At 71.6% G+C, this 25,916-nt stretch carries 21 protein-coding genes; 5 read left to right on the top strand and 16 right to left on the bottom strand.

From position 1 onward, the window contains the following. Positions 1-31 precede the first annotated feature (31 nt). Entirely contained in the window at positions 32-1,534 is a 1,503-nt protein-coding gene (locus AB0J42_RS08180) for a M48 family metallopeptidase (protein WP_364290242.1), read from the top strand. A 45-nt stretch (positions 1,535-1,579) separates the two neighbouring features. Here the strand turns inward: AB0J42_RS08180 and ppdK are convergent, their stop codons facing one another. From ppdK to AB0J42_RS08165, 3 genes are all read right to left on the bottom strand, one after another. Next, complete coding sequence (gene ppdK, locus AB0J42_RS08175) at positions 1,580-4,213, bottom strand: pyruvate, phosphate dikinase (RefSeq protein WP_364290240.1); 2,634 nt, start codon at positions 4,211-4,213, stop codon at positions 1,580-1,582. A gap of 290 nt (positions 4,214-4,503) precedes the next feature. After that, positions 4,504-5,889, bottom strand: a complete 1,386-nt coding sequence (locus tag AB0J42_RS08170; protein ID WP_364290238.1) for a glycine--tRNA ligase — start codon at positions 5,887-5,889, stop codon at positions 4,504-4,506. 93 nt (positions 5,890-5,982) lie between these two features. Next, complete coding sequence (locus tag AB0J42_RS08165) at positions 5,983-6,270, bottom strand: antibiotic biosynthesis monooxygenase family protein (protein WP_364290236.1); 288 nt, start codon at positions 6,268-6,270, stop codon at positions 5,983-5,985. Positions 6,271-6,335: 65 nt separating this feature from the next. Here AB0J42_RS08165 and AB0J42_RS08160 point away from each other — a divergent pair, with 65 nt between their 5' ends. Beyond that, entirely contained in the window at positions 6,336-6,734 is a 399-nt protein-coding gene (locus tag AB0J42_RS08160) for a DUF6703 family protein (RefSeq protein ID WP_364290234.1), read from the top strand. Here the strand turns inward: AB0J42_RS08160 and AB0J42_RS08155 are convergent. From AB0J42_RS08155 to sucC, 6 genes are all read right to left on the bottom strand, one after another. After that, entirely contained in the window at positions 6,731-8,260 is a 1,530-nt protein-coding gene (locus AB0J42_RS08155; RefSeq protein WP_364290232.1) for an aldehyde dehydrogenase family protein, read from the bottom strand. The two genes, AB0J42_RS08160 and AB0J42_RS08155, sit on opposite strands and share 4 nt — an antisense overlap. 9 nt (positions 8,261-8,269) lie before the next feature. Next, positions 8,270-9,994, bottom strand: coding sequence for a glyoxylate carboligase (gene gcl / locus AB0J42_RS08150; RefSeq protein ID WP_364290230.1), 1,725 nt, complete (start codon positions 9,992-9,994; stop codon positions 8,270-8,272). Positions 9,995-10,064: 70 nt separating this feature from the next. Then, positions 10,065-10,925 (bottom strand): 2-hydroxy-3-oxopropionate reductase, encoded by an 861-nt coding sequence (locus tag AB0J42_RS08145; protein ID WP_364290228.1) that lies wholly within the window; start codon positions 10,923-10,925, stop codon positions 10,065-10,067. Further along, complete coding sequence (locus tag AB0J42_RS08140) at positions 10,922-11,686, bottom strand: TIM barrel protein (protein ID WP_364290226.1); 765 nt, start codon at positions 11,684-11,686, stop codon at positions 10,922-10,924. The genes AB0J42_RS08145 and AB0J42_RS08140 overlap by 4 nt, the downstream gene beginning before the upstream one ends. After that, positions 11,683-12,570, bottom strand: a complete 888-nt coding sequence (sucD, locus tag AB0J42_RS08135; protein ID WP_364290224.1) for a succinate--CoA ligase subunit alpha — start codon at positions 12,568-12,570, stop codon at positions 11,683-11,685. Before sucD ends, AB0J42_RS08140 begins: the two co-directional genes overlap by 4 nt. Continuing rightward, positions 12,570-13,718 carry an ADP-forming succinate--CoA ligase subunit beta gene (sucC, locus tag AB0J42_RS08130; protein WP_364290222.1) on the bottom strand — a complete coding sequence of 383 codons (1,149 nt, stop codon included), beginning with the start codon at positions 13,716-13,718 and terminating at the stop codon, positions 12,570-12,572. Before sucC ends, sucD begins: the two co-directional genes overlap by 1 nt. Positions 13,719-13,808: 90 nt before the next feature. Here sucC and AB0J42_RS08125 point away from each other — a divergent pair, with 90 nt between their 5' ends. From AB0J42_RS08125 to AB0J42_RS08115, 3 genes are all read left to right on the top strand, one after another. Beyond that, positions 13,809-15,350: a hypothetical protein gene (locus AB0J42_RS08125; protein WP_364290220.1), complete on the top strand. Its 1,542-nt coding sequence runs from the start codon at positions 13,809-13,811 to the stop codon at positions 15,348-15,350. Positions 15,351-15,461: 111 nt separating this feature from the next. Then, positions 15,462-16,205: a GntR family transcriptional regulator gene (locus AB0J42_RS08120; RefSeq protein ID WP_364290218.1), complete on the top strand. Its 744-nt coding sequence runs from the start codon at positions 15,462-15,464 to the stop codon at positions 16,203-16,205. 168 nt (positions 16,206-16,373) lie between these two features. Continuing rightward, complete coding sequence (locus AB0J42_RS08115; RefSeq protein ID WP_364290216.1) at positions 16,374-16,547, top strand: hypothetical protein; 174 nt, start codon at positions 16,374-16,376, stop codon at positions 16,545-16,547. Between the two features lie 59 nt (positions 16,548-16,606). On the opposite strand, the gene AB0J42_RS08110 is transcribed toward AB0J42_RS08115, so the two are convergent. The 7 genes from AB0J42_RS08110 to AB0J42_RS08080 form a co-directional block, all read right to left on the bottom strand. Next, complete coding sequence (locus tag AB0J42_RS08110) at positions 16,607-17,617, bottom strand: TerC family protein (RefSeq protein ID WP_364290215.1); 1,011 nt, start codon at positions 17,615-17,617, stop codon at positions 16,607-16,609. After that, entirely contained in the window at positions 17,614-18,099 is a 486-nt protein-coding gene (locus AB0J42_RS08105) for a hypothetical protein (RefSeq protein WP_364290214.1), read from the bottom strand. The genes AB0J42_RS08110 and AB0J42_RS08105 overlap by 4 nt, the downstream gene beginning before the upstream one ends. Beyond that, positions 18,099-19,505, bottom strand: a complete 1,407-nt coding sequence (locus tag AB0J42_RS08100) for an Nramp family divalent metal transporter (protein WP_364290212.1) — start codon at positions 19,503-19,505, stop codon at positions 18,099-18,101. The genes AB0J42_RS08105 and AB0J42_RS08100 overlap by 1 nt, the downstream gene beginning before the upstream one ends. A gap of 157 nt (positions 19,506-19,662) precedes the next feature. Next, a complete protein-coding gene (locus AB0J42_RS08095; protein WP_364290210.1) occupies positions 19,663-21,786 on the bottom strand; it encodes an acetate--CoA ligase family protein in 2,124 nt (707 codons plus the stop codon). After that, positions 21,786-23,012 (bottom strand): formyl-CoA transferase, encoded by a 1,227-nt coding sequence (frc, locus tag AB0J42_RS08090; protein ID WP_364290514.1) that lies wholly within the window; start codon positions 23,010-23,012, stop codon positions 21,786-21,788. The genes AB0J42_RS08095 and frc overlap by 1 nt, the downstream gene beginning before the upstream one ends. An 8-nt stretch (positions 23,013-23,020) precedes the next feature. Beyond that, a complete protein-coding gene (locus AB0J42_RS08085; RefSeq protein WP_364290208.1) occupies positions 23,021-24,685 on the bottom strand; it encodes a thiamine pyrophosphate-binding protein in 1,665 nt (554 codons plus the stop codon). A gap of 80 nt (positions 24,686-24,765) precedes the next feature. Then, complete coding sequence (locus AB0J42_RS08080; RefSeq protein ID WP_364290206.1) at positions 24,766-25,908, bottom strand: molybdopterin molybdotransferase MoeA; 1,143 nt, start codon at positions 25,906-25,908, stop codon at positions 24,766-24,768. Positions 25,909-25,916: the final 8 nt, after the last annotated feature.

Below are 25,916 nucleotides of genomic sequence, written 5' to 3'. Positions count from 1 at the left end.
CAGAACCCCCCTTCCCCGGGAGCCCTCACCCATGACGACCGCGTTCCGGGCCGTCCTCGCCTTCTGCCTGCTCGCCGGCTTCTACGTGCTCGTCGGCGTGATCGTGGCGGCGGCGGTGGCGCTCGACGTGCTGCTGATCATCGATTTCCGCGTCACGCTGGTGAAGTTCGCGGTGGTCACGACGCTGGCCGCGGGCGCGCTCATCCGGGCGCTGATCATGGTGAGCCGCCGGCAGGAGGGCGAGCAGCCGGGGGTGGCGGTCACGCGCGAGCACGAGCCGGTGCTCTGGCAGACCGTGGAGGACCTGGCGCGCCGGGTCCGCACCGCGCCGCCGGACGAGATCCGGCTGGTGCCGGAGGTCAACGCGGCGGTCGCCGAGGAGACCCGCTTCCTCGGGCTGAAGGCGGTCCGGCGGCGGATGTACGTCGGGCTGCCGCTGATGCAGACGCTGACGGTCGACGAGATGCGCGCGGTGCTCGGTCACGAGCTGGGCCACTACAGCGGCGCGCACACCCGCCTGGGCGCCCCGGTCTACCGGGGCCGGGTCTCGCTGCTGGCGACCGTGCAGGGCCTGGACCGCCACCCGTTCGTGCAGCGGCTGTTCACCTGGTACGCCAAGCTCTACCTGCGGGTCTCGCAGGCGGTGTCGCGCCGGCAGGAGCTGGAGGCCGACGCGTTCGCGGTGGCGATCGGCGGGCGGCAGGCGATGGCGGAGGCGCTGCGCAAGATCCACTACACGGCGGCGGCCTGGGACCTCTACACCGGCGGCTACCTGTCGATGGCGGGGGCGGGCGGCTTCCGCCCCGCCGCCGTGTTCGGCGGTTTCCAGTCGCTGCTGAACGACCCGTCCCGGCAGGCGGAGCTGGCCGAGCTGGCCGCCCGCCCCGAGGAGACGTCCCCGTACGACTCGCACCCGAGCCTGGCCGAGCGGCTGGCGGCGCTGGAGCGGCTGCCCGAGCCCGAGCTGGTACCGGACCCGCGCCCGGCGCTGACGCTGCTGCGTGACGCCGACGTGGCCGCCGGGGCGGTGGAGGAGTCGCTGTGGACGCCGGAGGCGCTGACGGTGCTCCGCCCGGTGTCGTGGGACGAGCTGGTCTCCAAGGGCCTGTACGAGGTCCGCAACGCCGAGGCGCTGCGCGACCTGGCGGTGGCGGGCGCGCGGGTCGTGGGGGCCTCCAGGCCGTACGTGGACGCGGCCTTCGAGGCGATCGCCAGGGGCCGCCAGGGCGAGCTGGAGGAGCGGCTGCGCGAGCTGGGCTGGGAGCCCGGCGAGGGGCTGCTGGCGCGGGTGCTGGGCGCGGCGCTGGAGGGGCTGCTGATCAGCCACGGCCAGGCGCGCTGGACGCTGTCGTGGTCGGGGCCGGCGCGGCTGCTCTACGACGACGGCGAGGAGGTGGCGCTGATGGAGTACGCGGCCGCGGTGGCGGCCGACTCCCGCGCCGTGGGCGGGCTGCGGGCGTGGCTGGGCGACCAGGGCGTGCGCCACGACTACGTGCCGTCGGAAGCCGAGCAGGTGGCCGTCCCGGCTTCCTGATCTCGCGGCGGGACCTCCCCCGCCCGCTGGGGGAGGTCCGGTGCGTCAGCGGGTGTCGCAGTCTCCCGCGCTCAGCGCGGCGCGGCCGGCCTCCAGGCGGGCCACCGGGATGCGGAACGGCGAGCAGGACACGTAGTCGAGCCCGGTCTCGTGGCAGAAGTGGACCGAGTCGGGGTCGCCGCCGTGCTCTCCGCAGATGCCGAGCTTGAGGTCGGGGCGGGTGGCCCGGCCCTCCTGGGCGGCGATCGCGACCAGCCGGCCGACGCCCTCGCGGTCGAGGGTCTCGAACGGGGAGACGCCGAAGATGCCCAGCTCCAGGTAGCGCGAGAAGAACGAGGCCTCGACGTCGTCGCGGGAGAAGCCCCACGTCATCTGGGTGAGGTCGTTGGTGCCGAAGGAGAAGAACTCGGCGGCCTCGGCGATCTGCCCGGCGGTCATGGCCGCCCGCGGCGTCTCGACCATCGTGCCGACGAGGGCCTCCACGCCGACCTCCCGGAGGATGCCGAGGGCCTCCTCGCGGACGCTCTCCAGCTCCTGCACGGCCGCGACGAGCGGGATCATGATCTCCGGCCGGGCGCCGGGGACCTCCTTGGCGGCGTGCGCGATCGCGCGTACCTGCATGGCGAACAGGCCGGGGATGACCAGGCCGAGCCGTACACCGCGCAGGCCGAGCATCGGGTTCTGCTCCTGCAGCCGCTTGACGGCGGCCAGCAGGTCGCGGTCCTTGTCGGTGGCCTCGCCGGTGGCGACCTTGACGGACAGGCCGACGATGTCGGGCAGGAACTCGTGGAGCGGCGGGTCGATGAGCCGGATCGTCACCGGACGGCCGTCCATCGCCTGGAAGATGCCCACGAAGTCGGACTTCTGCAGCGGTTCGAGCGCGTCCAGCGCGGCCTGGCGCTCCTCCGGGGTGGTGGCGAGCACCAGGTCCTCGACGAGCTGGCGGCGGTCGCCGAGGAACATGTGCTCGGTCCGGCACAGCCCGATGCCCTCGGCGCCGAACCGGACCGCCCTGGCGGCGTCCTCGGGGTTGTCGGCGTTGGCCCGCACGCCCAGCCGGCGCTTGGCGTCGGCGTGCCGCATGATGCGGTCGACGGCCTTGACCAGCTCGTCCTCGGGCTCGGCGCCCTCGAAGTACTCGACCACGGCGGAGTCGACCACCGGCACCTCGCCGAGGTAGACCTCGCCGCTGGTGCCGTCGATGGAGATGACGTCGCCCTCGCCGACGACCACGCCGCCCGGGGCGGTGAAGGTGCGCCCGGCCGTGTCGACGTCCAGCTCCTCGGCGCCGCACACGCAGGTCTTGCCCATGCCTCGGGCGACCACGGCGGCGTGCGAGGTCTTGCCGCCGCGGCTGGTGAGGATGCCGCGGGCGGCGATCATGCCGGCCAGGTCGTCGGGGTTGGTCTCGCGGCGCACCAGGATGACGTCCTCGCCCTGGGCGGCCAGCTCGATGGCCCGCTCGGAGGTGAAGACGACCTTGCCGACGGCCGCGCCGGGCGAGGCGTTCATGCCCTTGGCGATGCGCCGCTTGCCGCCGCCGCCGTTGAAGCGGGGGAACATGAGCTGAGCGAGCTGGTCGCCGGTCACCCGGGTGACGGCCTCGTCCATGGTGATGAGGCCCTGGTCGACGAGCTGGGTGGCGATGCGGAAGGCGGCCGCGGCGGTGCGCTTGCCGACCCGGGTCTGCAGCATCCAGAGCTTGCCGCGCTCGATGGTGAACTCGATGTCACACAGGTCGCGGTAGTGGTTCTCCAGCTTCTCCATGATCGACAGCAGCTCGTCGTAGGAGCGCTTGTCGATCCGCTCCAGGTCCTGCAGCGGGACCGTGTTGCGGATGCCGGCGACGACGTCCTCGCCCTGCGCGTTCTGCAGGTAGTCGCCGTAGATGCCCTGGCGGCCGCTGCCGGGGTCGCGGGTGAAGGCGACGCCGGTGCCGGAGTCGGAGCCGCAGTTGCCGAAGACCATGGAGCAGACGTTGACGGCGGTGCCGAGGTCGGCGGGGATGCGCTCCTGGCGGCGGTACAGGATGGCGCGTGGCGCGTTCCAGGAGTCGAAGACGGCCATCATGGCCATGCGCATCTGCTCGCGCGGGTCGGCGGGGAAGTCCTCGCCGGTCCGGTCGCGGACGATGCCCTTGTACGTCTCGACCAGGCGCTGGAGCTCACCGGCGCTGAGATCGGTGTCCTGGCGGCCGTCCTTGAGCTCGTCGAGGGCGTCCTCGAACAGGTCGCCGTCGATGCCCAGCACGGTCCTGCCGAACATCTGGATGAGCCTGCGGTAGGAGTCCCAGGCGAAGCGTTCGTTGCCGCCGGCCTGCTTGGCGAGGCCGTGCACGGAGTCGTCGTTGAGGCCGATGTTGAGGACGGTCTCCATCATGCCGGGCATGGAGAACTTCGCGCCCGAGCGGACGCTGACGAGCAGCGGGTCGTCGGACTGGCCGAGCTTCCTGCCCATGCGCTCCTCGAGCGCCTGCAGGTGCTGCTCGATCTCCTGTTCGAGCCCGCCGGGCAGAGCTCCCTCGGCCAGGTAGTGGCGGCACGCCTCAGTGGTGATCGTGAACCCGGGAGGCACGGGCAGCCCGAGATTGGTCATCTCGGCGAGGTTGGCGCCCTTTCCGCCCAGGAGATCTTTGAGATTCCTGTTGCCCTCGGTGAAGTCGTAAACGTACTTGGCCACCACAGCTCCAATCAACGCTTCTACCCGGACTCTACCGGCGGAATTGATGATGAAACTGCACCCATCGGTTAATTCCCCGTTTCCCCAGCTCAAACCCCCTGTAGAGGTCTAATCCACTTTTATTCTGATCGCCGGGGAAGTGGTTTATACCAATGGTACAAACCAATTCTTGGACCGTAAGTCCGGCTCCGCACGAGAATGCGATCTGGTCGCTGTGAAGCGGCCGCGGTGTGCCCCGCGACACAAAAAGGGGCCCCTCCGGAGAGGGGCCCCTTCGACGGTGTGCGGCGTCAGTCGTTGAGGTGCTGACGCAGGTAGCTCTCCACCTGGTCGATGGAGATGCGCTCCTGGGCCATCGAGTCGCGCTCGCGGATCGTCACCGCGTTGTCCTGGAGCGAGTCGAAGTCGACCGTGATGCAGAACGGCGTGCCGATCTCGTCCTGGCGGCGGTAGCGGCGGCCGATCGCGCCGGCGTCGTCGAACTCGACGTTCCACCGCTTGCGCAGCGCCGCGGCCAGGTCGCGGGCCTTGGGCGACAGGTCGGCGTTGCGCGACAGCGGCAGCACCGCGGCCTTGACCGGGGCGAGCCGGTGGTCGAGCCGCATGACCGTGCGCTTCTCCATGACGCCCTTGGCGTTGGGCGCCTCGTCCTCGGTGTAGGCGTCGAGCATGAAGGTGAGCGTGGCCCGGTCGACGCCGGCGGACGGCTCGATCACGTAGGGCACGTAGCGCTCGCCGGTCTCCTGCTCGAAGAAGCTCAGGTCGGTGCCGGAGGCCTTCGAGTGGGCGGTCAGGTCGAAGTCGGTGCGGTTGGCGATGCCTTCGAGCTCGCCCCACTCACTGCCGGTGAAGTTGAAGCGGTACTCGATGTCGACCGTGCGCTTGGCGTAGTGGGAGAGCTTCTCCTGCGGGTGCTCGTAGAGGCGCAGGTTGTCCTTGGCGATGCCGAGGTCGGAGTACCACTGGAAGCGCTGGTCGATCCAGTACTGGTGCCACTCCTCGTCGGTGCCGGGCTTGACGAAGAACTCCACCTCCATCTGCTCGAACTCGCGGGTCCGGAAGATGAAGTTGCCCGGCGTGATCTCGTTGCGGAACGACTTGCCGATCTGGCCGATGCCGAACGGGATCTTCTTGCGCGCCGACTGCTGGACGTTGAGGTAGTTGATGAAGATGCCCTGCGCGGTCTCGGGCCGCAGGTAGGTCAGCCCGGAGTCGTCCTCGACCGGGCCGAGGAACGTCTTGAGCAGGCCGCTGAACTGGCGCGGCTCGGTGAAGGCGCCCTTGTTGCCGCAGTTGGAGCAGGTGACGTCGGCCAGGCCCCGCTCGGGCGCCTTGCCGTTCTTCTCCTCGTACGCTTCGAGCAGGTGGTCGGCGCGGAAGCGCTTGTGACAGGACTGGCACTCGGTGAGCGGGTCGGTGAAGGTGTCGACGTGGCCGCTGGCCTGCCACACCTCGCGGGCCAGGATGACGCTGGAGTCGAGGCCCACCACGTCGTCGCGCGACTGGACCATCGACAGCCACCACTGCCGCTTGACGTTGTTCTTCAGCTCGACGCCCAGCGGGCCATAGTCCCAGGACGCTCGCAGTCCGCCGTAGATCTCGCTCGACGGGTATACGAGCCCGCGGCGCTTGGCGAGGCTGACGATGGTGTCCATGACGTCGGTGCGTCGTGCCATGTTGATCGGATCTCTTTCCGGCTGGAGGTCGGCGAGTGAATAAGAGAGCTTCCAGCTTAGGGGACTCCCGGTGGCGTCCGCGCCCGAGTGTCGCTACGCACCGTCCTGGACCAGGACGTCCTCGAAGGCGGAGGGCTCGTTGACCATGAGGATCATCAGCGGATACATCTCCATGCGGGCGGCGGACAGGGCCCTGCGGTAGAACCCGGCGCCCTCCCACTCGGTGACGACCGCCCACAGGTTGGGCTCGTCGACGGATCGGGCCAGCCTGCCGCGCAGGTAGCCCGGCTGCGCGGCGAGCGTGTCGAGGACGACCTCGGCCTGTTTGGCGAAGTCCTGCGACTGGGCCTCTGGAACGGTGTAGCGGATCACGGCGAGCACGCTCCCAGCATGTCAGACGTTCCGCGGCTGCCGGTGGCCATCGCGGCGGCGCTAGGCTCGGGGCCGTGGCCACCGATGACGACCGCCGCAGGCACCCGCTGGCGCAGCCGCGCCCGGGGCCGAAGGGCAAGACCAAGCGCCCGCTGCCGCCGGGCGAGCAGTTCTTCACGCCCGGGGCGGCCGGGCTGCGCCTGGCCGTGGAGCGGCGCAGCGCGGCGCCGATGGCGTTCCTGTTCACGCAGGTGCCGCGCTGGGTGACGCCCGCCGTGATGGTGGTGCTGCTGCTGGCCGGGTTCGCGGTGCAGAGCTGGCTGGGCGGGCTGGCCGTGCTGCCGGTCCTGGTGTTCATCGGCTGGCTGGCCTATCTGTCGTGGCCGTCGCTGGGGGTGGGCGGGAAGCTGCTCCGGGTGGCCATGCTGACATTCCTGGTGCTGCTGGCCGCGACGCGGTTCGGGCTGCTCTAGGGCACCAGCGTGTAGCCGGGGAAGTTGCCGGGCAGGCGCTCGCCGTCCGGGCCCTGGGTGACGGCCCGGACGAGCAGCTCGCCGCCGACGAACGCGCCGCGCCAGGAGGCGCCGAGCCCGCCGAACAGCTCCTCGCGGTCGCCGCGCGAGCGCGGCCGGTTGTGGCCGACCTTGAACGCCCGCACCTGCGGGGCGAGCCTGCGGTGCGTCTCCTCCTCGTCGCAGGAGAGCGTGGCGACCAGGGCGCCGTTACTGGCGTTCATCGCGGCCAGGAGCTCGGCCTCGGTGTCGACGAGCACGAAGCTGTCGACGGGGCCGAAGGGCTCGGCGTGGTGCAGCGGTGACGAGCGGGGCGGGTCGAGCAGCGCCACCGGCGCGAAGTACGCCGACGTGTCCTGGCCCGGCAGGAAATGCCCGGATGTCAGGGACGCCCGGTGCAGCGGCACCGCGCCCCGCGCCACCGCCTCGTCCACCTGGTCGGCCAGCTCCTTCGCCTTCGAGACGTTGATGAGCGGCCCGAAGTCCAGCTCCGGCAGCGGATCGTCCGGCGCGGCCACGGCCAGCGGATGCCCGAACCGCAGCGACCCCACCGCCTCCAGGTAGGCCCCCAGGAACGCGTGGAACTGCGACCGCCGCACCACGAACCGCGGGTAGGCGGTGCAGCGCTGCTTGCCGTAGTCGAAGGAGGCCCGGATCTGCCGGGTCAGCAGCTCCCAGTCCGAGTAGTCCCACACGCCCCAGCAGTTGAGCCCCTCCTGCTCCAGCACGTGCCGCCGCTCCAGGTCGGCCAGCGAGGCGGCGACCCGCCCGCCGGCGTCCCGGCCGCCCACGAACGACACGCAGCCCAGCGACCGGCCCGACACCAGCACCGGTGACAGCTCCGCCCCTCCCCCGCTGACCAGCGTGAACGGCAGCCCTTCCCGTACCGCGAGCGCGCACGCCAGGGTGAGACAGCACAGCCCGCCGTCGGTCGGCGTCTTGGCGATGACCGCGTTGCCGGCCAGCGCCTGCACGAGCATGGCGTGCATGAGCACGCTCATCGGGTAGTTCCAGCTCGCGATGTTGCTGACGGGGCCGGGCAGCGGGGCCCGCCCGGCCAGCATGCGGTCGATCTCCGACACGTACCAGCGCACGCCGTCGAGGCAGCGGTCCACGTCGGCGCAGGCCGTCTTCCACGGCTTGCCGATCTCCCACACCAGCAGCAGCGCCAGCAGGTCGCGGTGCGCCGCCATGGACTCCACCGCCGCCGACACCCGCTCCTTACGCTCCTCCAGCGGCAGGTGCCGCCACCGCCGGTGCTCCTCCGCGGCGCCCGCCACCGCCCGCGCGGCCCCGGCCCGGTCCAGCCGGGGCGGGCCCGCGATGGCGGTGCCGTCCACCGGCGAGAACACCGGCGCGGGCCGCCCGTCCCGCTGCCAGAACCCGCCCCAGTGGTTGAGCACCCGGTCGTCGTGGAACGCCTCCGGCGCCACCTCGCAGCACCGGCCGTACGCGTCCTGCCAGGCCGTGCCCGGTTTGACCTGCATGAGTCCTCCTCAGTCCGACCAGTCCACGGCGACGAGCCCGGGCAGCGGCTCGAACTCCTTCACGGCGTCCAGCGACGGCCCCATGGCCGCGTTCGCCTCGCGCTCCACCATCACCTCCACCAGCACCGGGAGGCGCTTCTCCGCGGCCTCGGCGGACGCCCAGGCCAGCGCGTCCCGGATGTCGCCGGGCAGCTCCACCCGGCGCGCCGGGCAGCCGAACGACTCCATGGCCTTGACATGGTCGATGCCGCCCTCTCCGTAGTGCAGGTCCACCGCGTAGTTCATGCCGTACGGGATCTCGGCCTGCCGGATGAGCCCCAGGTACTCGTTGTTGATCATGACGATCACGAACGGGATGTTGTACTGGGCCGCCACCGCGACCTCCTCCATGAGGAACTGGAAGGAGTAGTCGCCGACGACCACCACGACCTCCCGCTCCGGGTGCGCCGTCTTCACCCCGATCGCGGCCGGCACCTCCCAGCCGAGCGGCCCGGCCTGCCCGCACACCAGGTAGCGGCGGGGCAGGTAGGTCGTCTGGAACTGGCCGGACCAGATCTGGTAGAGCCCGATGGCGGTGACGAACGTGGTGTCCCTGCCGAAGTGCTCGTTGATCTCCCGGAACACCCGGGGCGGCTTGATCGGCACGTCCTCGAAGTCGTCCCTGCGCCGCAGGGTCCGGCGCAGCTCGCCGATCCGGCGCACCCACTTGCCGGGCCGCCGCGGGGCCGCATGCCGGGAGCGCGCCTCGTCCAGCAGCCCGGCCAGCACCGGCCGGGCGTGCCCGACGATGCCAAGGTCGGGCTCGAAGACCCGGCCGAGCTGCATGGGCTCGATGTCCACGTGGATGAACCGCCGCTCGCCCCGGTAGACGCCGAGGTCGCCGGTGTGCCGGTCGCCGAACCGGGCGCCGACGGCCAGCACCAGGTCGCTGTCCAGGAACGCGGCGTTGCCCCACCGGGTCTGGGTCTGGATGCCGGCCATCCCGGCGAACAGCGGGTGGTCCTCGGGGAAGGCGCCCTTGCCCATGAGCGTCACCTGCACCGGCACCTGGAGGTGCTCGGCCAGGCGGCGCAGCTCCTCGTGCGCGTCCCCGATGATCACCCCGCCGCCCGCCAGGATCAGCGGCCGCCGGGCGGCGGTCAGCAGGTCCACCGCCCTGCGCACCGCCTGCGGCAGCGGCCTGGGCACCTCCACGGGCAGCGGCGCGTCGACCGCGGGATCGTACCGGCAGGTGCCGAGCTGCACGTCCAGCGGCAGGTCGATGAGGACCGGGCCGGGCCGCCCCGAGCGGGCGACCCGGAACGCCTCCCGGAACAGCCACGGCGCCTGCGCGGGCTCCTTGAGCTGCACCGCCCACTTGGTGACCGGCTTGGCGACCTCCACGATGTCGACCGCCTGGAACGCCTCCTGGTGCAGCTTGGAGCTGACCGCCTGGCCGGTGACGCAGATCATCGGGATCGAGTCGGCCATCGCGGTGTAGAGGCCGGTGATCATGTTGGTGCCGGCGGGGCCGGAGGTGCCGACGCAGACGCCGACGTTCCCGGTCACGCGGGCCCAGCCGTCGGCGGCGTGCGTGCCGCCCTCCTCGTGGCGGACCGTGATGTGCCGGATCGAGCTGTGCCGGAGCGCCGCGTACAGCGGCAGGATCGCGGCGCCGGGGATGCCGAAGACGGTGTCCACGCCCTCCGACTCCAGCACCTTGACCACGGCCTCCATGCACGGGACGGGGTTCATGCGTCGAGCCTTTCCACGACCTTGAGCAGGTGGCCCGCGATGGGGCCATCCCCCTTCACGCGACCGGGTGTCATCCGTTCAGCCTTTCGACGACCTTGAGCAGGGCCGAGTGGTCGAGCGAGCCGTGGCCCTGGGCGCGGGCGGCGGCCACGAGCTGGGCGACCTGGGCGGTGAGCGGCAGCGCGACCCCGGCCTCGCGGGCGGCGGCCAGGGCGATGCCCATGTCCTTGTGGTGCAGGTCGATGCGGAAGCCGGGGGCGAACTCCCGCTTGATCATGGTGTGCCGTTTGAGGTCGAGGATGCGCGAACCGGCCAGGCCGCCCGCCAACACGTCCAGCCCGGCCGCCGGATCCACCCCCGACGCCTCCAGGAGCACGATCGCCTCCGCCACCAGGCCGTAGATCCCTCCCACGACGAGCTGGTTGGCGGCCTTGACGGTCTGGCCCGCCCCGGCCGGGCCGACGTGCACGATGGTGGTGCCGAGCGCGCCGAGCACCGGCCTCGCGGCGGCGAAGTCCTCGTCCGTACCGCCGACCATGATCGACAGGGTGCCGTCGACGGCGCCGCGCTCGCCGCCACTGACCGGCGCGTCGAGGGCGCGGACGCCCTTGGCGGCGGCCTCGCGGGCGACCCGGCGCGAGGTCTCCGGCTTGATCGTGCTCATGTCCAGGTAGATCAGGCCGGACGCGCCGTGCGCGAGGACGACCGGCGCGACCTCCTCGACCTGCGGCGAGTCGGGCAGCATGGTGATCACCACGTCCGCGTCGGCGACCGCCTCGGCGATCCCGGCCGCGCCCTTGCCGCCCGCGGCCTCCAGCCGGGCGACGCGCTCGCGGCTGACGTCGTAGCCGACGACGTGGTGCCCGGCCTTGACGAGGTTGGCGGCCATCGGGCTGCCCATGATCCCGAGGCCGATGAAAGCGATGGTCACTGCTGCCTCCAAGCGAACGCGCCCGGCCCCTCGTGCCGGTACTCGAGCCCGACGTGCCCGCGGTAGCCCGCCGCCGCCAGCCGGGCGAAGATCTCCTGGTACGGCATGCGCCCGCTGCCGGGCTGCCCGCGGCCGGGGTCGTCGGCGATCTGCACGTGGCCGAACCGGCCCGCGTGGGCGTCGATGAGCGCGAGCACGTCCTCGCCCATGACGTGCAGGTGGTACAGGTCGGCCAGGAAGGCCACGTTCTCCCGGCCCACCTCGTCGATCAGGTCGAAGGCGGCGGCCGACGAGGTGATCGGGTAGTGCGGGTTCTCCCGGGAGTTGAGCGCCTCGACGACCACGGTGGCGCCGATCCCGGCCGCCGCGTCGGCCGCGGCGCGCAGGTTGGCCACGGCCAGCGCCCGGTCGGTGCCGGGGTCGTTGCCGTAGAGCGCGTTGAGCGTGCCGCAGCCCAGCTCGGCGGCGAAGGCGACGGCCACGCCGACGTTGGCCCGGAACCGCGCGGCGCCGTCCGGCCGGGCGAGCAGGCCCCGCTCCCCCGCGGCCATGTCGCCCGCGTCGAAATTGAGCCCGACCAGGCGGACCCCGGCGTCCTCGATGGCGCGGCGGAGCGCGTCCAGCTCGGCCCGGGACGGCTGCGGCGTGCCGAACGGCCACCACAGCTCCACCGCGTCGAACCCGGCCTTGGCCGCGGCGGCGGGCCGCTCCAGCAGCGGCAGATCGGTGAACAGGATGGACAGGTTGACGTCGAACCTCATGCCGGCACCCTCCCGAGCGCCGAGCGCAGCAGCCGGGCCGTCTCGGACGGGGTGCGGCCGACCCGGACGCCGACGGCCTCCAGCGCCTCCTTCTTGGCCTGGGCGGTCCCCGACGAACCGGACACGATCGCGCCCGCGTGCCCCATCGTCCTGCCCTCGGGCGCGGTGAACCCGGCGACGTAGGCGACGACCGGCTTGGTGACGTGCCCGGCGATGTAGGCGGCGGCCCGCTCCTCGGCGTCGCCGCCGATCTCGCCGATCATCACGATCACGTCGGTGCCGGGGTCGTCCTGGAACGCCTGGAGGCAGTCGATGTGCGTGGTGCCCACCACCGGGTCGCCGCCGATCCCGACCGCGGTCGAGAAGCCGAGGTCGCGCAGCTCGTACATGAGCTGGTACGTGAGCGTGCCCGACTTGGAGACCAGGCCGATCCGCCCGGCGGTGGTGATGCCGGCCGGGATGATCCCGGCGGACGACTGGCCGGGGCTGATCAGGCCGGGGCAGTTCGGGCCGATGATCCGGGTGCCGGTGCGGGCGGCCAGGGCACGGAACCGGATCGTGTCGTGCACCGGCACGCCCTCGGTGATGACGACGCAGAGCGGCACCCGCGCCTCGGCCGCCTCCTCGACGGCGGCCCGGGTGAAGCGCGGCGGCACGAACACCACCGACACGTCCGCCCCGGTCTCCGCCACGGCCTCGGCCACCGAGCCGAACACCGGCACCGGGCGCTCGCCGAAGTCGGCCGTGCGGCCGCCCTTGCCGGGCGTCACCCCGGCCACCACGTCGGTGCCGGCGGCCAGCATGCGGGCCGTGTGCCGGCTGCCCTCCGCGCCGGTCATGCCCTGCACGAGCACCCGGCTCTCCTTGGTCAGGAAGATCGCCATCACGCACCTGCCGCGAGTCTGGCCGCCGTCTGGGCGGCGCCGTCCATGGTGGAGACCTGCCGGACCGCCGGGTGCCGGGCCTCGCTCAGGATGCGCCGCCCGGCCTCCGCGTTGTTGCCGTCCAGCCGTACGACGATCGGGCGTTCCCGGCCGCGCTCGCCGAGCAGTTCGAGTGCCGTCACGATGCCGCTGGCCACCGCGTCGCAGGCGGTGATGCCGCCGAAGACGTTCACCAGCACCGAGCGGACGTCCGGGTCGGACAGGATGATCTCCAGGCCGTCGGCCATCACCCGCGCCGAGGCGCCGCCGCCGATGTCGAGGAAGTTGGCCGGGGCGGGCTTGCCGGGGAAGGCCGCGCCCGCACCCGCCACCACGTCGAGCGTGCTCATCACCAGGCCCGCGCCGTTGCCGACGACGCCGACCCGGCCGTCCAGCTTGACGTAGTTGAGCCCCTTGGCCCTGGCCCGGCCCTCCAGGCCGTCGCCGGGCTCCGCGTACTCCCAGGTGTGGCGGAAGGCGGCGTTGTCATCGAGCGTCACCTTGCCGTCGAGTGCCACGATCCGCTGGCCGGTGGTGCAGATCAGCGGGTTCACCTCGACCAGGAGGGCGTCCTCGGCGATCATGACTCGCCAGAGCCGCTCCAGCACCTCCGCGGCGGCGTCCGGCAGGCCCGCCCCGGCGGCTAACTTCCGGGCGGTCTCCCCGTCCACGCCCGTCTCGGGGTCGATCCGGGCGCGGACGATGGCGCCGGGGTCTCTGGCCGCCAGTTCCTCGATCTCCATGCCGCCCTGGCCGGACACCATGGCGAGGAACCCGCCCTCGGCCCGGTCTACGAGGAAGGCCGCGTAGTACTCCTCGAAGGGCACGGTGGCGGTCTCGACCAGAACGCGGTGCGCGGTGTGTCCCTTGATGTCCATGCCGATCACGTGGCGGGCCGCGTCCTCGGCGGCGGCCGGGCCGGGGGCCGTCTTGATGCCGCCCGCCTTGCCGCGCCCGCCGGTCTTCACCTGGGCCTTGACGACGACGGGCGCTTTCAGCTCGGCCGCGATGTCGCGGGCCTCCTGGGGGGTGGCGGCGACCCTGCCCGCGGGGGTCGGGATGCCGTGGCGCTCGAAGAGCTCCTTCGCCTGGTACTCGTACAGGTCCATGCGAGCCTCCTTTGTAGACGGTATACCGTATGGAATATCCGCCGTCTAGGGGTCTCGACAGGGCTTGGTGTACCGGATATTCCATACAGTATGGAAAATGCACACCTTGTCCGAGACTGGCGCGGCCGCTCCTACCTCGTGGGATCCGTCCCCGCCGACCGCACCCGCATGTTCCGCCTCGCCCTCGCCGCCATGGCCGCGATCGGCCCCCTCCAGTACGCCTCCGCCGCCCTCCTGGCCACGGACGCCCACGGCCTCCTCTTGCTGGCCACCTGCGTCGTCTTCCAGGCAGCGGGCGCCCTCCCCACCCTGCGCCTGGTCCGCCGCGGCCGCCTCCCCGTCCGCACCGCCCTGACCGCCGGCGCCGCCCTCACCACCCTCGGTCTCCTGACCGCCGCCTGGTTCCTCGCCACCGCGCCGGGCGCCGGAGTCCTCCCCCTCGCCCTGCTCGGGTACGCGGTGCTCGGGGGGCTGGGCGCCGGCGCCGTGTACGGGGTCTGCAGCGAAGTCGTCTCCTCGTGGTATCCCGACCGGCCCGCCGCACGGGTGAGCATGGTGACGGGCGCCTTCGGGTACGGATCGGTCCCGCTGCTGGTGTGGGCCGGGATCGCGCCCGCGATGACCCCGGCCGTGTTCGCGGTGGCGGCGGTGCTGGCAGCGGCGGCGATCGGAGCGGCGGCCCGGTCCCTGCGCCTGGCCCCGGAAGGCTGGTGGCCGGACACCGTGGAGCCCCGCGCCCACGCCCTGGAGGCGGCCAGACTGCGCAGAACCCCCGGCGCGGTACGCCAATTCGGCCTCGCCCAGGCACTGCGCACGCGAGCGCTGCCCGCCCTGGCGATCATCCTGGCCTGCGCGGGCGCGGTGTCCCTGTTCGACGTGATCGTCGTAGCGAGCACCGGCGCCTGGGCAGCCCTGGCCCTCATGCTGGCCCTCAACGGCGGCGGCAGAGCAGTGGCCATGCGCCTGTCGGAACTCTTCGGCCGCCGCCTGGTGCTGGCCTCGGTCCTCGCCCTCCTCGCCACCGGCCAGCTCCTCCTGGCCGCCGCCCTGACCCCCGGACAAGCCCCCGCCCACCTCGCCGCGACCTCACCGACCCAATCCACTGCGGACACGACGGGAGTCACGGCCGCTAGGGACATCGCGGGAGTCAGTGGCAGCACAAACACGACGGGAGTAGGGATCGCTGAGGGCCCGACCGAACTCGGAGCGACTGCGGAGACCTCGGAAATCGGGGTGACCGAAGGCACCGCGGGAGTCGGCGTGGCGGGGGACGCTGCGGGAGTCAGCGCGGCGGGGGACGCTGAGGAAGGCGGAGACGGCGGGATGGTCGAAGCCGCGGGGAGTCCGTTGTTGTGGTTGGGGGCGATCGCGGCGGGGCTGGGCGGGGGTGCGTTCTATCCGCTGGTGGCGAGTTTGGTGCGGGAGTTCTTCGGGGAGCGGCAGACGTGCGAGATTCACGCCGTCGTCTACAGCGCCAAGGCCGTGGCGGGAGTGATCGGGGTGGGGATGGCCGCGTACGCGTTCACCGCGCCGGCGACGGCGCTGCTGGTCGCCGCGGGGCTGGCCGCGCTGCCGGCGCTGGCGTCGGTGCGGTTGCGGACGCCCGGGCTGCCCGTGACGATCCCGCTGTGACCGGGCGGTGACGTTACTGGCTGTGATGAGGCTCACGGCCTGGGGAGGGCGGGCGGCGGTATGCTGTAGGCAGTCGACCAAAACCACTAGCGCAGTCCTGGAGTCAGAATCATGTTGCTGTCGGATCAGGCCGGTCGGGCGGCGGCCCCCAAGATTCCCCGCCCTGCCACGCTCCGGGAGAGCGTGATCGAGGCCATCCAGGAGCTCATCGTCTCAGGCCAGCTCAAGCCCGGCCAGCACTTGGTGGAGAGCGAGCTGGCCGAGCTGCTGGGCGTTTCGCGGCAGCCCGTCCGCGAGGCGTTGCAGCAGCTCAGCACCGAGGGCTGGGTCGACCTGCATCCCGGTCAGGGCGCGTTCGTGCACACCCCCACGGTGGAGGAGGCCGACCAGCTGCTCGCGGTCCGGACGCTGCTGGAGACCGAGTCGGCCAGGCTCGCCGCGCAGCACGCCGGCGAGGAGGGGGTGCGCCGCCTGCGCGCCCTGTGCCGGCGTGGCATCGAGGCGGTCCAGTCCGACGATGTGGACGCCGCGGTGACGACCAACTCCGAGCTGCACGCTCTGGTGACCGAGTTGTCCGGCAACAAGGTGCTGGCCGAGCTGGCGGGCCAGGTCGCCCGCCGGGTGCGCTGGTACCACACGCCCGTGGCCCGGCAGCGCGGCATGGCCTCCTGGGAGGAGCACACCGCGCTGATCGACGCGATCGAGCGCGGCGACGAGGAACGGGCCGCGCAGATCATGCGCGAGCACACCGAGCACACCCGCGCCTCCTACATGGAGCGCCGCGAGAACGAGCCGCCGGAGCCCGCGCCCAAGCCGGTGCGCCGCCGCCGGCCGCGGACGCCGACCACCGGTTGACCCGCCGTTCACACCTGGACGTATAGCCCGTAACACCCCGGGCAGAGGATGAGGACCCGTAAACCCTCCTCCACGCATGTGCACCGAGGCTCGAGACCCCTGCCCGCACGTGCCCCGAGGTTTGCGATCGTCCTGCCCGAAACCAGCAGCGAAGGGAGGTGAACGAAGATGAAGAGGTTCGCCCGTTTCCTTCTCGGAGACCCTCTCGGTCAGCCCGCCGACGGCCGGATGATCGGGATCGGCCTGGCAGCCGCGCTCAGGAAGCAGCACTCCGCCGACGCCGCGGAGCAGTACCTGACCCGGTGGGCCGGGCAGCGCGACGCGCACGAGAGCGTGCGCTGAACCGCTGAGGTGCCGCGCACAGGGGTGGCGCCCCCCGCGCGCGGCGCGCCCTCACCCCCTCAGCCCTCGGGCTCCGTACGCACAGACTCCGTACGAGCTGAGTCAGCACGCACAGGATCCGACGACCCCGCCTTCGCGTCGCGGGCCGACTTCATCAGGCTCAGCACCGTGGTCACGGCGAGGGTCCCGACGATGACACCCAGCGAGGCCAGGATCGGAATCTCCGGCGCCCACGACACCCCGTCATGGTGCGCGGCCTCCAGGATCAGTTTCGCCCCGATGAAGGCCAGCACCACCGACAGGCCCTTGCTCAGGTAGACCAGCCGATCGAGCAGGCCGCCGATCAGGAAGAACAGCTGCCGCAGCCCCATGAGGGCGAAGGCGTTGGCGGTGAACACCAGGTAGGGCTCCTTGGTGAGCCCGAAGATGGCGGGGATCGAGTCGAGCGCGAACAGCAGGTCGGTGGTGCCGATGGCGACCATGACGATCAGCATCGGCGTCACCATCCTGCGGCCCAGGTGCACGGTGAGCCGGGCGCCGTAGTAGGTGTCGGTGGTGGGCAGCACCCGGCGGACGGTGCGCAGGACGGCGTTCTCGCTGAAGTCGTCCTCGTCCTCCTCGTGCTTGATCAACTTCCAGGCGGTGTACACCAGGAAGGCGCCGAAGACGTAGAAGAGCCAGTCGAACCTGGACACGGCCTCGGCGCCGGCGGCGATGAAGGCGCCGCGCATGACCAGGGCCAGGATGATCCCGACGAGCAGCACCTTCTGCCGGTACTCCCGGGGGACCCGGAACCTGGCCATGATCAGGATGAAGACGAACAGGTTGTCGACGCTGAGCGAGTACTCGGTGATCCATCCCGCGAAGAACTCGCCGCCGTGCTGCGGCCCCGCCAGGAAGAGCAGCCCGCAGCCGAAGGCGGCGGCCAGCGCGACGTAGAACGACACCCAGCCGACGCACTCCCGGAAGGAGGGCTCGCGGGGGTTGCGGGCGACGAGGTAGAAGTCCAGCGCCAGTACGGCGGCGAAACCGCCGATCGTGGCGAGCCAGACCCATGCGGGCAGGTTCATCGACGGGCTCCCTTCCTGGTCTGCATGATCTGGGCATGTCGTACGTACAGGCCGAAGAGCGCGTCCGCCCGGGGGTTGCCCGCGCGGCGCATCAGCCAGGGCGGCATGGTCCGTTCGTGCAGGAAGACGAAGCCGATCGCGAAGCCGAGGCTCACCATCGCCTGGAAGAGCAGGAAGGTGAGCACGCCGTCAGCCGCTCCGGCCCCGGCGACGCTCTCCTGGAGCAGCCGGGACAGCGGGAAGGCGGCCATCCAGTAGAGCCCGGTGGGGCCGAACGTGCCGGGCCGGAACAGGCCGCGTCCGAGCAGCACCCCGTACAGCCCGCCGAAGAAGGCGAGCGGCAAGGACAGGGCGAGCGCGGACTGGGCGGCCAGGCCGGCGGGGACCCCCGCGAGGAGGGTCAGCCCGCCCGCCAGCGCACCGGCGACGGCTCCGATCGTCGCCCCGGGCAGGGCGAGTTCGAGGTCGTCCCGATCGATCATCAGCCCACGACCACCCCGAAGGCGAACAGGCTGTAGAAGAGCATGCCCAGGTAGAACACCGCGCCGATGCCGATGATCGCGTTGGTCCACCACCTGGGCCTGATCGGCTTGGGCAGCGTGCGGTTGTTGACCAGCAGCAGCGTCACGCAGTACGCGCCCATCGCGAAGGTCGACAGGAACGCCAGCGTGTCCAGGATCTCGCTCGGCCCGTCAGCCGGGCCGAAGAGCAGGATCAGGATGCCGAAGATGATCACGGCCCAGAGGAAGCCCGCGTACAGGTGCGACATGCGCAGCTTCTTCGCGCCGGGCACGAAGTTGTAGGTCATGTCGGCCTGGCCGCGCGAGAACGAGTCGAACAGCCCCAGCGTGGCGTTGAGCCCGATCAGCGCGATGAAGCCGAGGAACACGCCGCCGAGCACCGAGCTGCCCGCCGAGGAGACGGCGTCGGACATGGCGCTGAGCGCCACGTCCCGGTCGTCGTTCTGCAGGGCGGTCTGCACGTCGGGGTTGAGCCGGGCGGCCGACTGGGCGATCACCGTGAAGGAGATGGTGACCAGCATGGTGATGCCCCAGAAGAGGGCCAGCGCGTCGAAGGTGACCCAGCGCCGCCAGCCCTTCCACTTGGCCATCTCCGCGGGGTCCTCGGTGTCGAACATGAAGCCCCGCGAGGGCATGGCCTCTTCCTCGCCCGCGTGCCGGAGCCCGCGGACCTTGGGGATGTGCGCGCCCATGCCGGCGCCGGAGTCGCGCAGGTGCAGCGTGTACCACATCTGCTGCATGCCGGACGGCCCGGCGAAGGCGCAGGCGCCCACGATGACCGGGAACCACGCCGCTGTCATGGCCTCCTCCGGAAGATAGCCGAAGGCGAACATGCCGGTGATGGTGGTGACCACGTCGTTCCACGAGCCCACCATCGCGGCGACCACGGAGGTGCCGATCACGAGCGCGCCGATGAGCAGCGACAGCACGTTCTCGAGCAGGTTGTAGATGACCTTGGCGAGGCTGAAGATCACCCCGACCAGGATGAGCCCGGTGACCGCCGTGACCATCCACGGGATCCCGGTTATCTGTTCCAGCGCGGCCGCTCCGGCGGATAAGTGGCCCGGCCAGATGTAGACGGCGATGGCGACGACGAAGAAGAACCACATGAGGGGTTTGAACACCCGGGCCGCGCCGGAGAAGATGCTCTCCCCTGTGGCCATGGCGTAGCGCGCCATCTCCAGCATCACCACCGCCTGGAGGGTGACGCCGATCAGGAACAGCCACCTGATCTCCGGCCCGAACAGCAGCACGAGCCTGGGCCACATGTAGGACTCCCCCATCCCCACGCCCAGGGCGACGAGGAAGACGGTGGGCCCCAGGATGTGCACCGAGGGGGGCGCGTCGGGGAGCTTCCTGATGGGCATCGGCTCGAGCCGGCCCGCTTTCCATACTCGTTCGTCCTCTGCCGGCGGCGCGGACGTCGCCGGGGTTCTGGATGTGTCCACCTACGGACCTCCTGGGGGGTTGGTGTTCTCCTGCGCTGCCCTGATTCGCCCCCTCGCCTGGTTGCTGGATCCGGCTCTAACCCAGCAGCCCGGCCGCTCTCGCCCAGCGGTACTTCGCGCCGAGGACCGCCACGGGCTTCTCGGTCGTGTACGGGTACGCGACCACGCCGTGCTCGTACAGGTACTCGGACGCCTCCTCGACTTCGGTGTCCCCGGCGAGCGAGGCCACGACCGGCTTGACGTTGCCCTTCTCCCGCTCCTCGGCGACGACGCGGGCGATCAGCTCCGCGAAGACCATCGGCGGGGTCACGATGGTGTGCCAGTAGCCCAGCACGAGCGCGTGGATCCGGTCGTCGGCCAGGCCGAGCCGGACGGTGTTGGCGTAGGTCGACGGCGGTTCGCCGCCGGTGATGTCGACGGGGTTGCCGGCGGCGCCGAAGGGCGGGATGAAGGCGCGGAACGCCTCGTCCAGGTCCGGCGGGATGTCCATCAGGGTGAGCCCGGCGTCCACGCAGGCGTCCGAGAGGAGCACTCCGGAGCCGCCCGCCCCGGTGATGATGACGACGTTCTCGCCCTTGGGGGTCGGCAGGATCGGCAGTGCTCGCGCGTACTCGAGCATGTCGTTGAGGCCGGGCGCGCGGACGACGCCGGCCTGGCGCAGGATGTCGTCGTAGACGCGGTCGTCGCCGGCGAGGGCCCCGGTGTGGGAGCCGGCGGCGCGGGCGCCCATCGCGGTGCGGCCGGCCTTGAGGACGATGACCGGCTTCTCCTTGACGACCCGGCGGGCCGCCTCGACGAAGCCGCGGCCGTCCTTGAGGTCCTCCAGGTGCATGGCGACGGCCTTGGTGTTCTCGTCCTGCTCGAAGAAGGTCAGCAGGTCGTCCTCGTCGACGTCGGCCTTGTTGCCGACGCCGACGATGGCCGACACGCCCATCTTGCTGGTCCGGCTGAAGCCCAGGATGGCCATGCCGATGCCGCCGCTCTGCGAGGTGAGCGCGACGCTGCCCTTGACGTCGTAGGGGGTGCAGAACGTGGCGCAGAGGTTCTCCGGCGTGTAGTAGTAGCCGTAGATGTTGGGGCCGAGCATGCGCACGCCGTGCCGCCGGGCGATCTCCACGATCTCCTGCTGGCCCTCGACGTTGCCGGTCTCGGCGAAGCCCGACGGGATCATGATGGCGCCGGCGACGCCCTTCCGCCCGGCCTCCTCCAGCGCCGCCGGGACGAACTTGGCGGGGATGGCGAAGACCGCGACGTCCACGTCGTGCGGGACGTCGGCGATGCTCCGGTACGCGGGCAGGCCCATGATCTCGGGGGCTTTGGGGTTGATGGGGAAGATCCGGCCCCGGTAGCCGCCGTCGATGAGGTTGCGCATGACCGAGTTGCCGATCTTGCCGTCCTCGGCGGAGGCGCCGATCACGGCCACCGCGCGGGGTTTGAAGATCCGCGTCATCTGCCGCAGGATCTCCTCCCTCGGCAGGCGGCCGGCCTCCTGCGGGGGTTCGCCGACGATGATGCGGACGTCCGCGGCGACGGCCCCGCGCGCGTCGGCGAAGACCGGGTTGAGGTCCACCTCCGCGATCTCGGGGAAGTCCGTGACGAGCCTGCTCACCCGTTCGATCAGCTCCGCGAGCGCCGTGCGGTCCGCCGGCTCGGCACCGCGGGCCCCGCGCAGCACCTCAGCCGCTCTGATGTCGTCCAGCATCCCCAGTGCCTCATCACCCGAAACCGGGGCAAGCCTGAACGTGACGTCCTTCAGCACCTCGACCAGGACACCGCCCAGGCCGAAGGCGACGACCTTGCCGAAGGTGGGGTCGGTGACCGCGCCCACGATCACCTCGTGGCCGCCGCCGACGAGCTGCTGCACCTGGACGCCGTCGATCCGGGCGTCCGGATCGTACGCGCGAGCAGCCGCGATTATCTTGTCGTAGCCCTCCCGCACCTCGTCGGCCGTCCGCAGCCCGACCAGCACGCCCCCTGCGTCGGTCTTGTGCAGGATGTCCGGCGACACGATCTTCAGGACGACGGGGAAGCCGATCTCGCCGGCCAGGTCCACGGCCTGACCGGCGGAGGCGGCCAGCCCCTCGCCGGGGGTGGCGATCCCGTACGCCTGGCAGATGCGGCGGCCCTCGGGGGCGGTCAGCGCCGTGCGGCCCTCCGCCAGCGCCTTGTCCAGCAGCTCCCGGACCTCTGCTCGCTCCACTAGATGACTCCGTTCGTCTTCAGCTCGGCCAGCTCGTCGGCGCCGAGGCCCAGTTCGCCGTAGATCTCCTGGTTGTGCTCGCCCAGCAGCGGCGGAGTCCTGACCTCCACCGGCGAGTCGGACAGCTGGAGCGGGCTGCCCACGGTGAGGAACTCGCCGCGCTCGGGATGGTCGACCGGGACGACCATGCCCTCCTCGCGCAGCGACTCGTCCTCGATCAGCTCCCGGGTGGACAGGATCGGCCCGCAGGGCACGTTGGCCGCGTTCAGCTTGTCGAGGACCGCCCACTTGTCGTGCTTGATCGTCCACTCCTCGATGAGCTGGAACATCTTGTCCAGCTTGGGCAGCCGCGCCTCGGGGGTCGCCCACTCGGGGTCGTCGGCCAGCTCGGGCCGGCCGATGATCTGCGCGATCGGCTTCCAGCCGACCGGCTGGACGATCACGTAGATGTAGTCGTTCGGCCCGCCGGGCGCGCATTTCACCGCCCAGCCCGGCTGGCCGCCGCCGCTGGCGTTGCCGGAGCGGGGCACCTCGTCGCCGAAGGTCTTGTTCGGGTACTCGCGGAGCGGGCCGTGCCCCAGCCGCTGCTGGTCGCGGAGCTTGACCCGGCACAGGTTCAGCACCGCGTGCTGCATGGCCACCTGCACCCGCTGGCCCCGGTTCGTCCGCTGGCGCTGGTAGAGCGCGGCCAGGATGCCGGCGACGACGTGGACGCCGGTGCCGGAGTCGCCGATCTGCGCGCCGGTCGCCAGCGGCGGGCCGTCCTCGAAGCCGGTGGTGGACATCGAGCCGCCCATCGCCTGGGCGATCACCTCGTACGCCTTGAACGCGCGGTAGCGGCCGGGCCCGAAGCCCTTGATCGAGGCGTAGACGAGGCGCGGGTTGAGCTCCTGGAGGCGCTCCCAGGTGAAGCCCATCCGGTCGACGGCGCCGGGGCCGAAGTTCTCCACCAGGACGTCGGCCTGCTTCACCAGCTCGGTGAAGATCTCCTTGCCGCGCTCGGACTTCATGTTGAGCGTGATGCTGCGCTTGTTGCAGTTGAGCATCGTGAAGTAGAGGCTGTCGACATCGGGAAGGTCGCGCAGCTGCTGCCGGGTGATGTCGCCGGAGGTGGACTCCAGCTTGACCACGTCGGCGCCGAGCCAGGCCAGCAACTGGGTGGCGGACGGGCCCGACTGGACGTGGGTCATGTCGAGGACGCGGACACCTTCGAGTGCCTTCATGATCTGCCTGCCTACTTGTACATGGTCTGGTTCATGGTTCCCGGGGCGTACACGTCCGGGTCGACCCAGACGTTGATCAGCGATGGCTTGCCCGACTCCCGGGCCCGCTCCAGCGCGGGACGGATCTCGGCCGGGTCGCGGACCTCCTCCCCGTAGCCGCCGAGCAGCTTGGCGAAGTCGCCGTAGCGGACGTCGCCGAGCGTGTTGCCGACGCGGGCGCGGTCCTCGCCGTACTTGGCGGCCTGGCCGTAGCGGATCTGGTTCATCGAGGAGTTGTTGCCGACGACGCCGATGAACGGCAGATTGAAGCGGACCATCGTCTCGAAGTCCCAGCCGGTGAGGCTGAAGGCGCCGTCGCCGAAGAGGCAGAGCACTTCCTTGTCGGGGCGGGCCTGCTTGGCGGCCATCGCGAACGCCATGCCGACGCCGAGCGTGCCCAGCGGGCCCGGGTCCATCCAGTGGCCGGGCGACTTGGGCTGCACGACCTGGCCGGAGAAGGTGACGATGTCGCCGCCGTCGCCGATGTAGATGCTGTCCTCGGTGAGGAACTCGTTGATCTCGTGGACCAGCCGGTACGGGTCGATGGGCTGGGCGCCGGAGAGCTGGCGGGGCAGCCGCTTCTCGTAGGCCTGCTTCTCGACCGCGCGCAGCTCCTCGATCCACTCCTTGCGGCGGGCCGCGCCGTTCTCCACCCGGCCGCTGGCCGCCTGCGCCGCGGCCGCCAGGATGAGGCCGGGGTCGCCGACGATGCCGAGGTCGATGTCGCGGTTCTTGCCGACGGTGCGGTAGTCGAGGTCGATCTGGACGACCTTGGCGGTGGGCGACAGGCGCTTGCCGTAGCCCATCCGGAAGTCGAACGGGGTGCCGACGATGATGATCAGGTCGGCCTCGGTGAAGGCGTAGCGGCGGCTGAGCTGGAAGTGCATCGGGTCGCCGGGCGGCAGCGTGCCGCGTGCCGAGCCGTTCATGTAGGCGGGGACGTTGAGCGTGCGGACGAAGTCGACCGCCGAATCGGTGGCCCGGCAGGTCCACACCTGGCTGCCGAGCAGGATGGCCGGCTTCTCGGCGTGCGCGAGCATGTCGGCCAGGCGCTCGATCGCCTCCGGGTCGCCGGCGGTCCGGGTGGAGGCCCGGTAGTTCCTCGGTATGCGCGCCTTCTCCAGCGGCACCTTCGCGTCCAGCACGTCGCGCGGGATCTCCAGGAACGAGGGCCCGGGCGCGCCGTGGTAGCACTCGCGGAAGGCCATCGACACCAGGTCGGCCACCCGCTCCGTGGTCGGCACGGTGGCCGCGAACTTGGTGATCGGATTCATCATGTCGACGTGCGGCAGGTCCTGCAGCGAGCCCATCTTGTGCTGGCTGAGCGCGCCCTGGCCGCCGATCAGCAGCATCGGGCTCTCGGCCCGGAAGGCGTTGGCCACGCCGGTCACCGCGTCGGTGGTGCCGGGCCCGGCGGTGACGACCGCGCAGCCGGGCTTGCCGGTGATCCGGGCGTAGCCGTCGGCGGCGTGCGCGGCCACTTGCTCGTGTCGTACGTCGATGACCTCGATGCCCTCGTCGACACATCCGTCGTAGATGTCGATGATGTGGCCGCCGCAGAGCGTGTAGATCACGTCCACGCCCTCGGCCTTGAGCGCTTTGGCTACCAGATGTCCGCCTGAGATCGTTTCCGACATTCGTGCACCCTTTCGGCGACTGTCTCCCGCATACTGCATACCGTATGAAGGCAATGGTTACCCTCTCCCGACGGCGCTGTCTAGCCCCCCGGCGGCAACTCGATCAGCTCGACGTGCTCCCCCGACCACCCCGGCGGCACCACCGCCAGCGCCTCCGCCAGCGCCGCCCCCCACAGCGACCCCGGCCCGTCGTGCCCGACCGGAACCACGCCCCGCCCCGACCGGACCACCGGCACCAGCCGCGTGTCCCGCTCGTGCACCCGCACCGCCCCCGCCAGCGCGCCCCTTTCCCGCCGCACCTCCGCCCCCCGCGCACCCCGCAGTACGGGAACGAGCAGCGTCACGGCGGCGGCCAGCGCCGCGAACGGGTTCCCGGGCAGCCCCACCACGAGCGTCCCGCCGGGCAGCCGGGCCAGCACCTGCGGATGCCCCGGCCGCACCGCCACCCCGTCCACCAGCACCTCCGCCCCCAGCCCGGCAAGCACTCCCCGCAGATGATCAGCCGGGCCCCGCGACGACGCCCCGCACACCACCACGACGTCCTGCTTGAGGGACGACAGAGCCGCACGGAGGGGTTCGGCCCCGTCGGGGAGCCGGTCGTGGGAGGCGAGCAGTCCTCCGGCCCAGTCGATCAGCCCCGGCAGGAAAGGACCGATGGCGTCCCGGACCCGCCCCGGCCCCGGGAGCCCGCGGTCGACCACCTCGTCCCCGGTGACCAGCACCGCGACCGAGGGCCGGGGGCGCACGGTGAGCAGGTCGTGGCCCAGGGCGGCGGCGAGCCCCGCGACGACGGGCGTCACCACGGTCCCCGCGCCGAGCACGACGGCCCCCTGGGCGATGTCCTCGCCCCGCCGCCGGACGTGCCGCCCGGTCTCGATCTCCCCCGACACCCAGCCGGTCCCCGAAGCCCGCTCGTAAGGCAGGACCGACTCGGCCCCTTGCGGCACCGGCGCACCCGTGGCGATCTCCACCGCCTCACCTGCCCGCAGAGCCCCCTCGTACGGAACACCACCCGCCAGAACACGGCCTGTCAGGCGCCAGGGCGGCGCCCCCGCCACCGCGTAGCCGTCCATCGCCGCCACGTCCACCCCCGGCACCGCCACCAGCGCCCGCAGCGGCGCCGCGAGGCGGCAGCCGAGCGCGCGGGAGAGGGGCAGGTCAGCCGGGGCGGGCGGCCGGGCGGCGCAGGCCGCGAGGTCGCGGGCGGCCGGCCACGAGAGCACGCGAACAG

The sequence above is a fragment of the Nonomuraea sp. NPDC049649 genome, from assembly GCF_040675175.1.
In the GTDB taxonomy this organism is placed as follows: domain Bacteria; phylum Actinomycetota; class Actinomycetes; order Streptosporangiales; family Streptosporangiaceae; genus Nonomuraea.
Note: the sequence above shows the minus strand (reverse complement) of the source record. Positions and strands in the feature narration are given on the sequence as shown.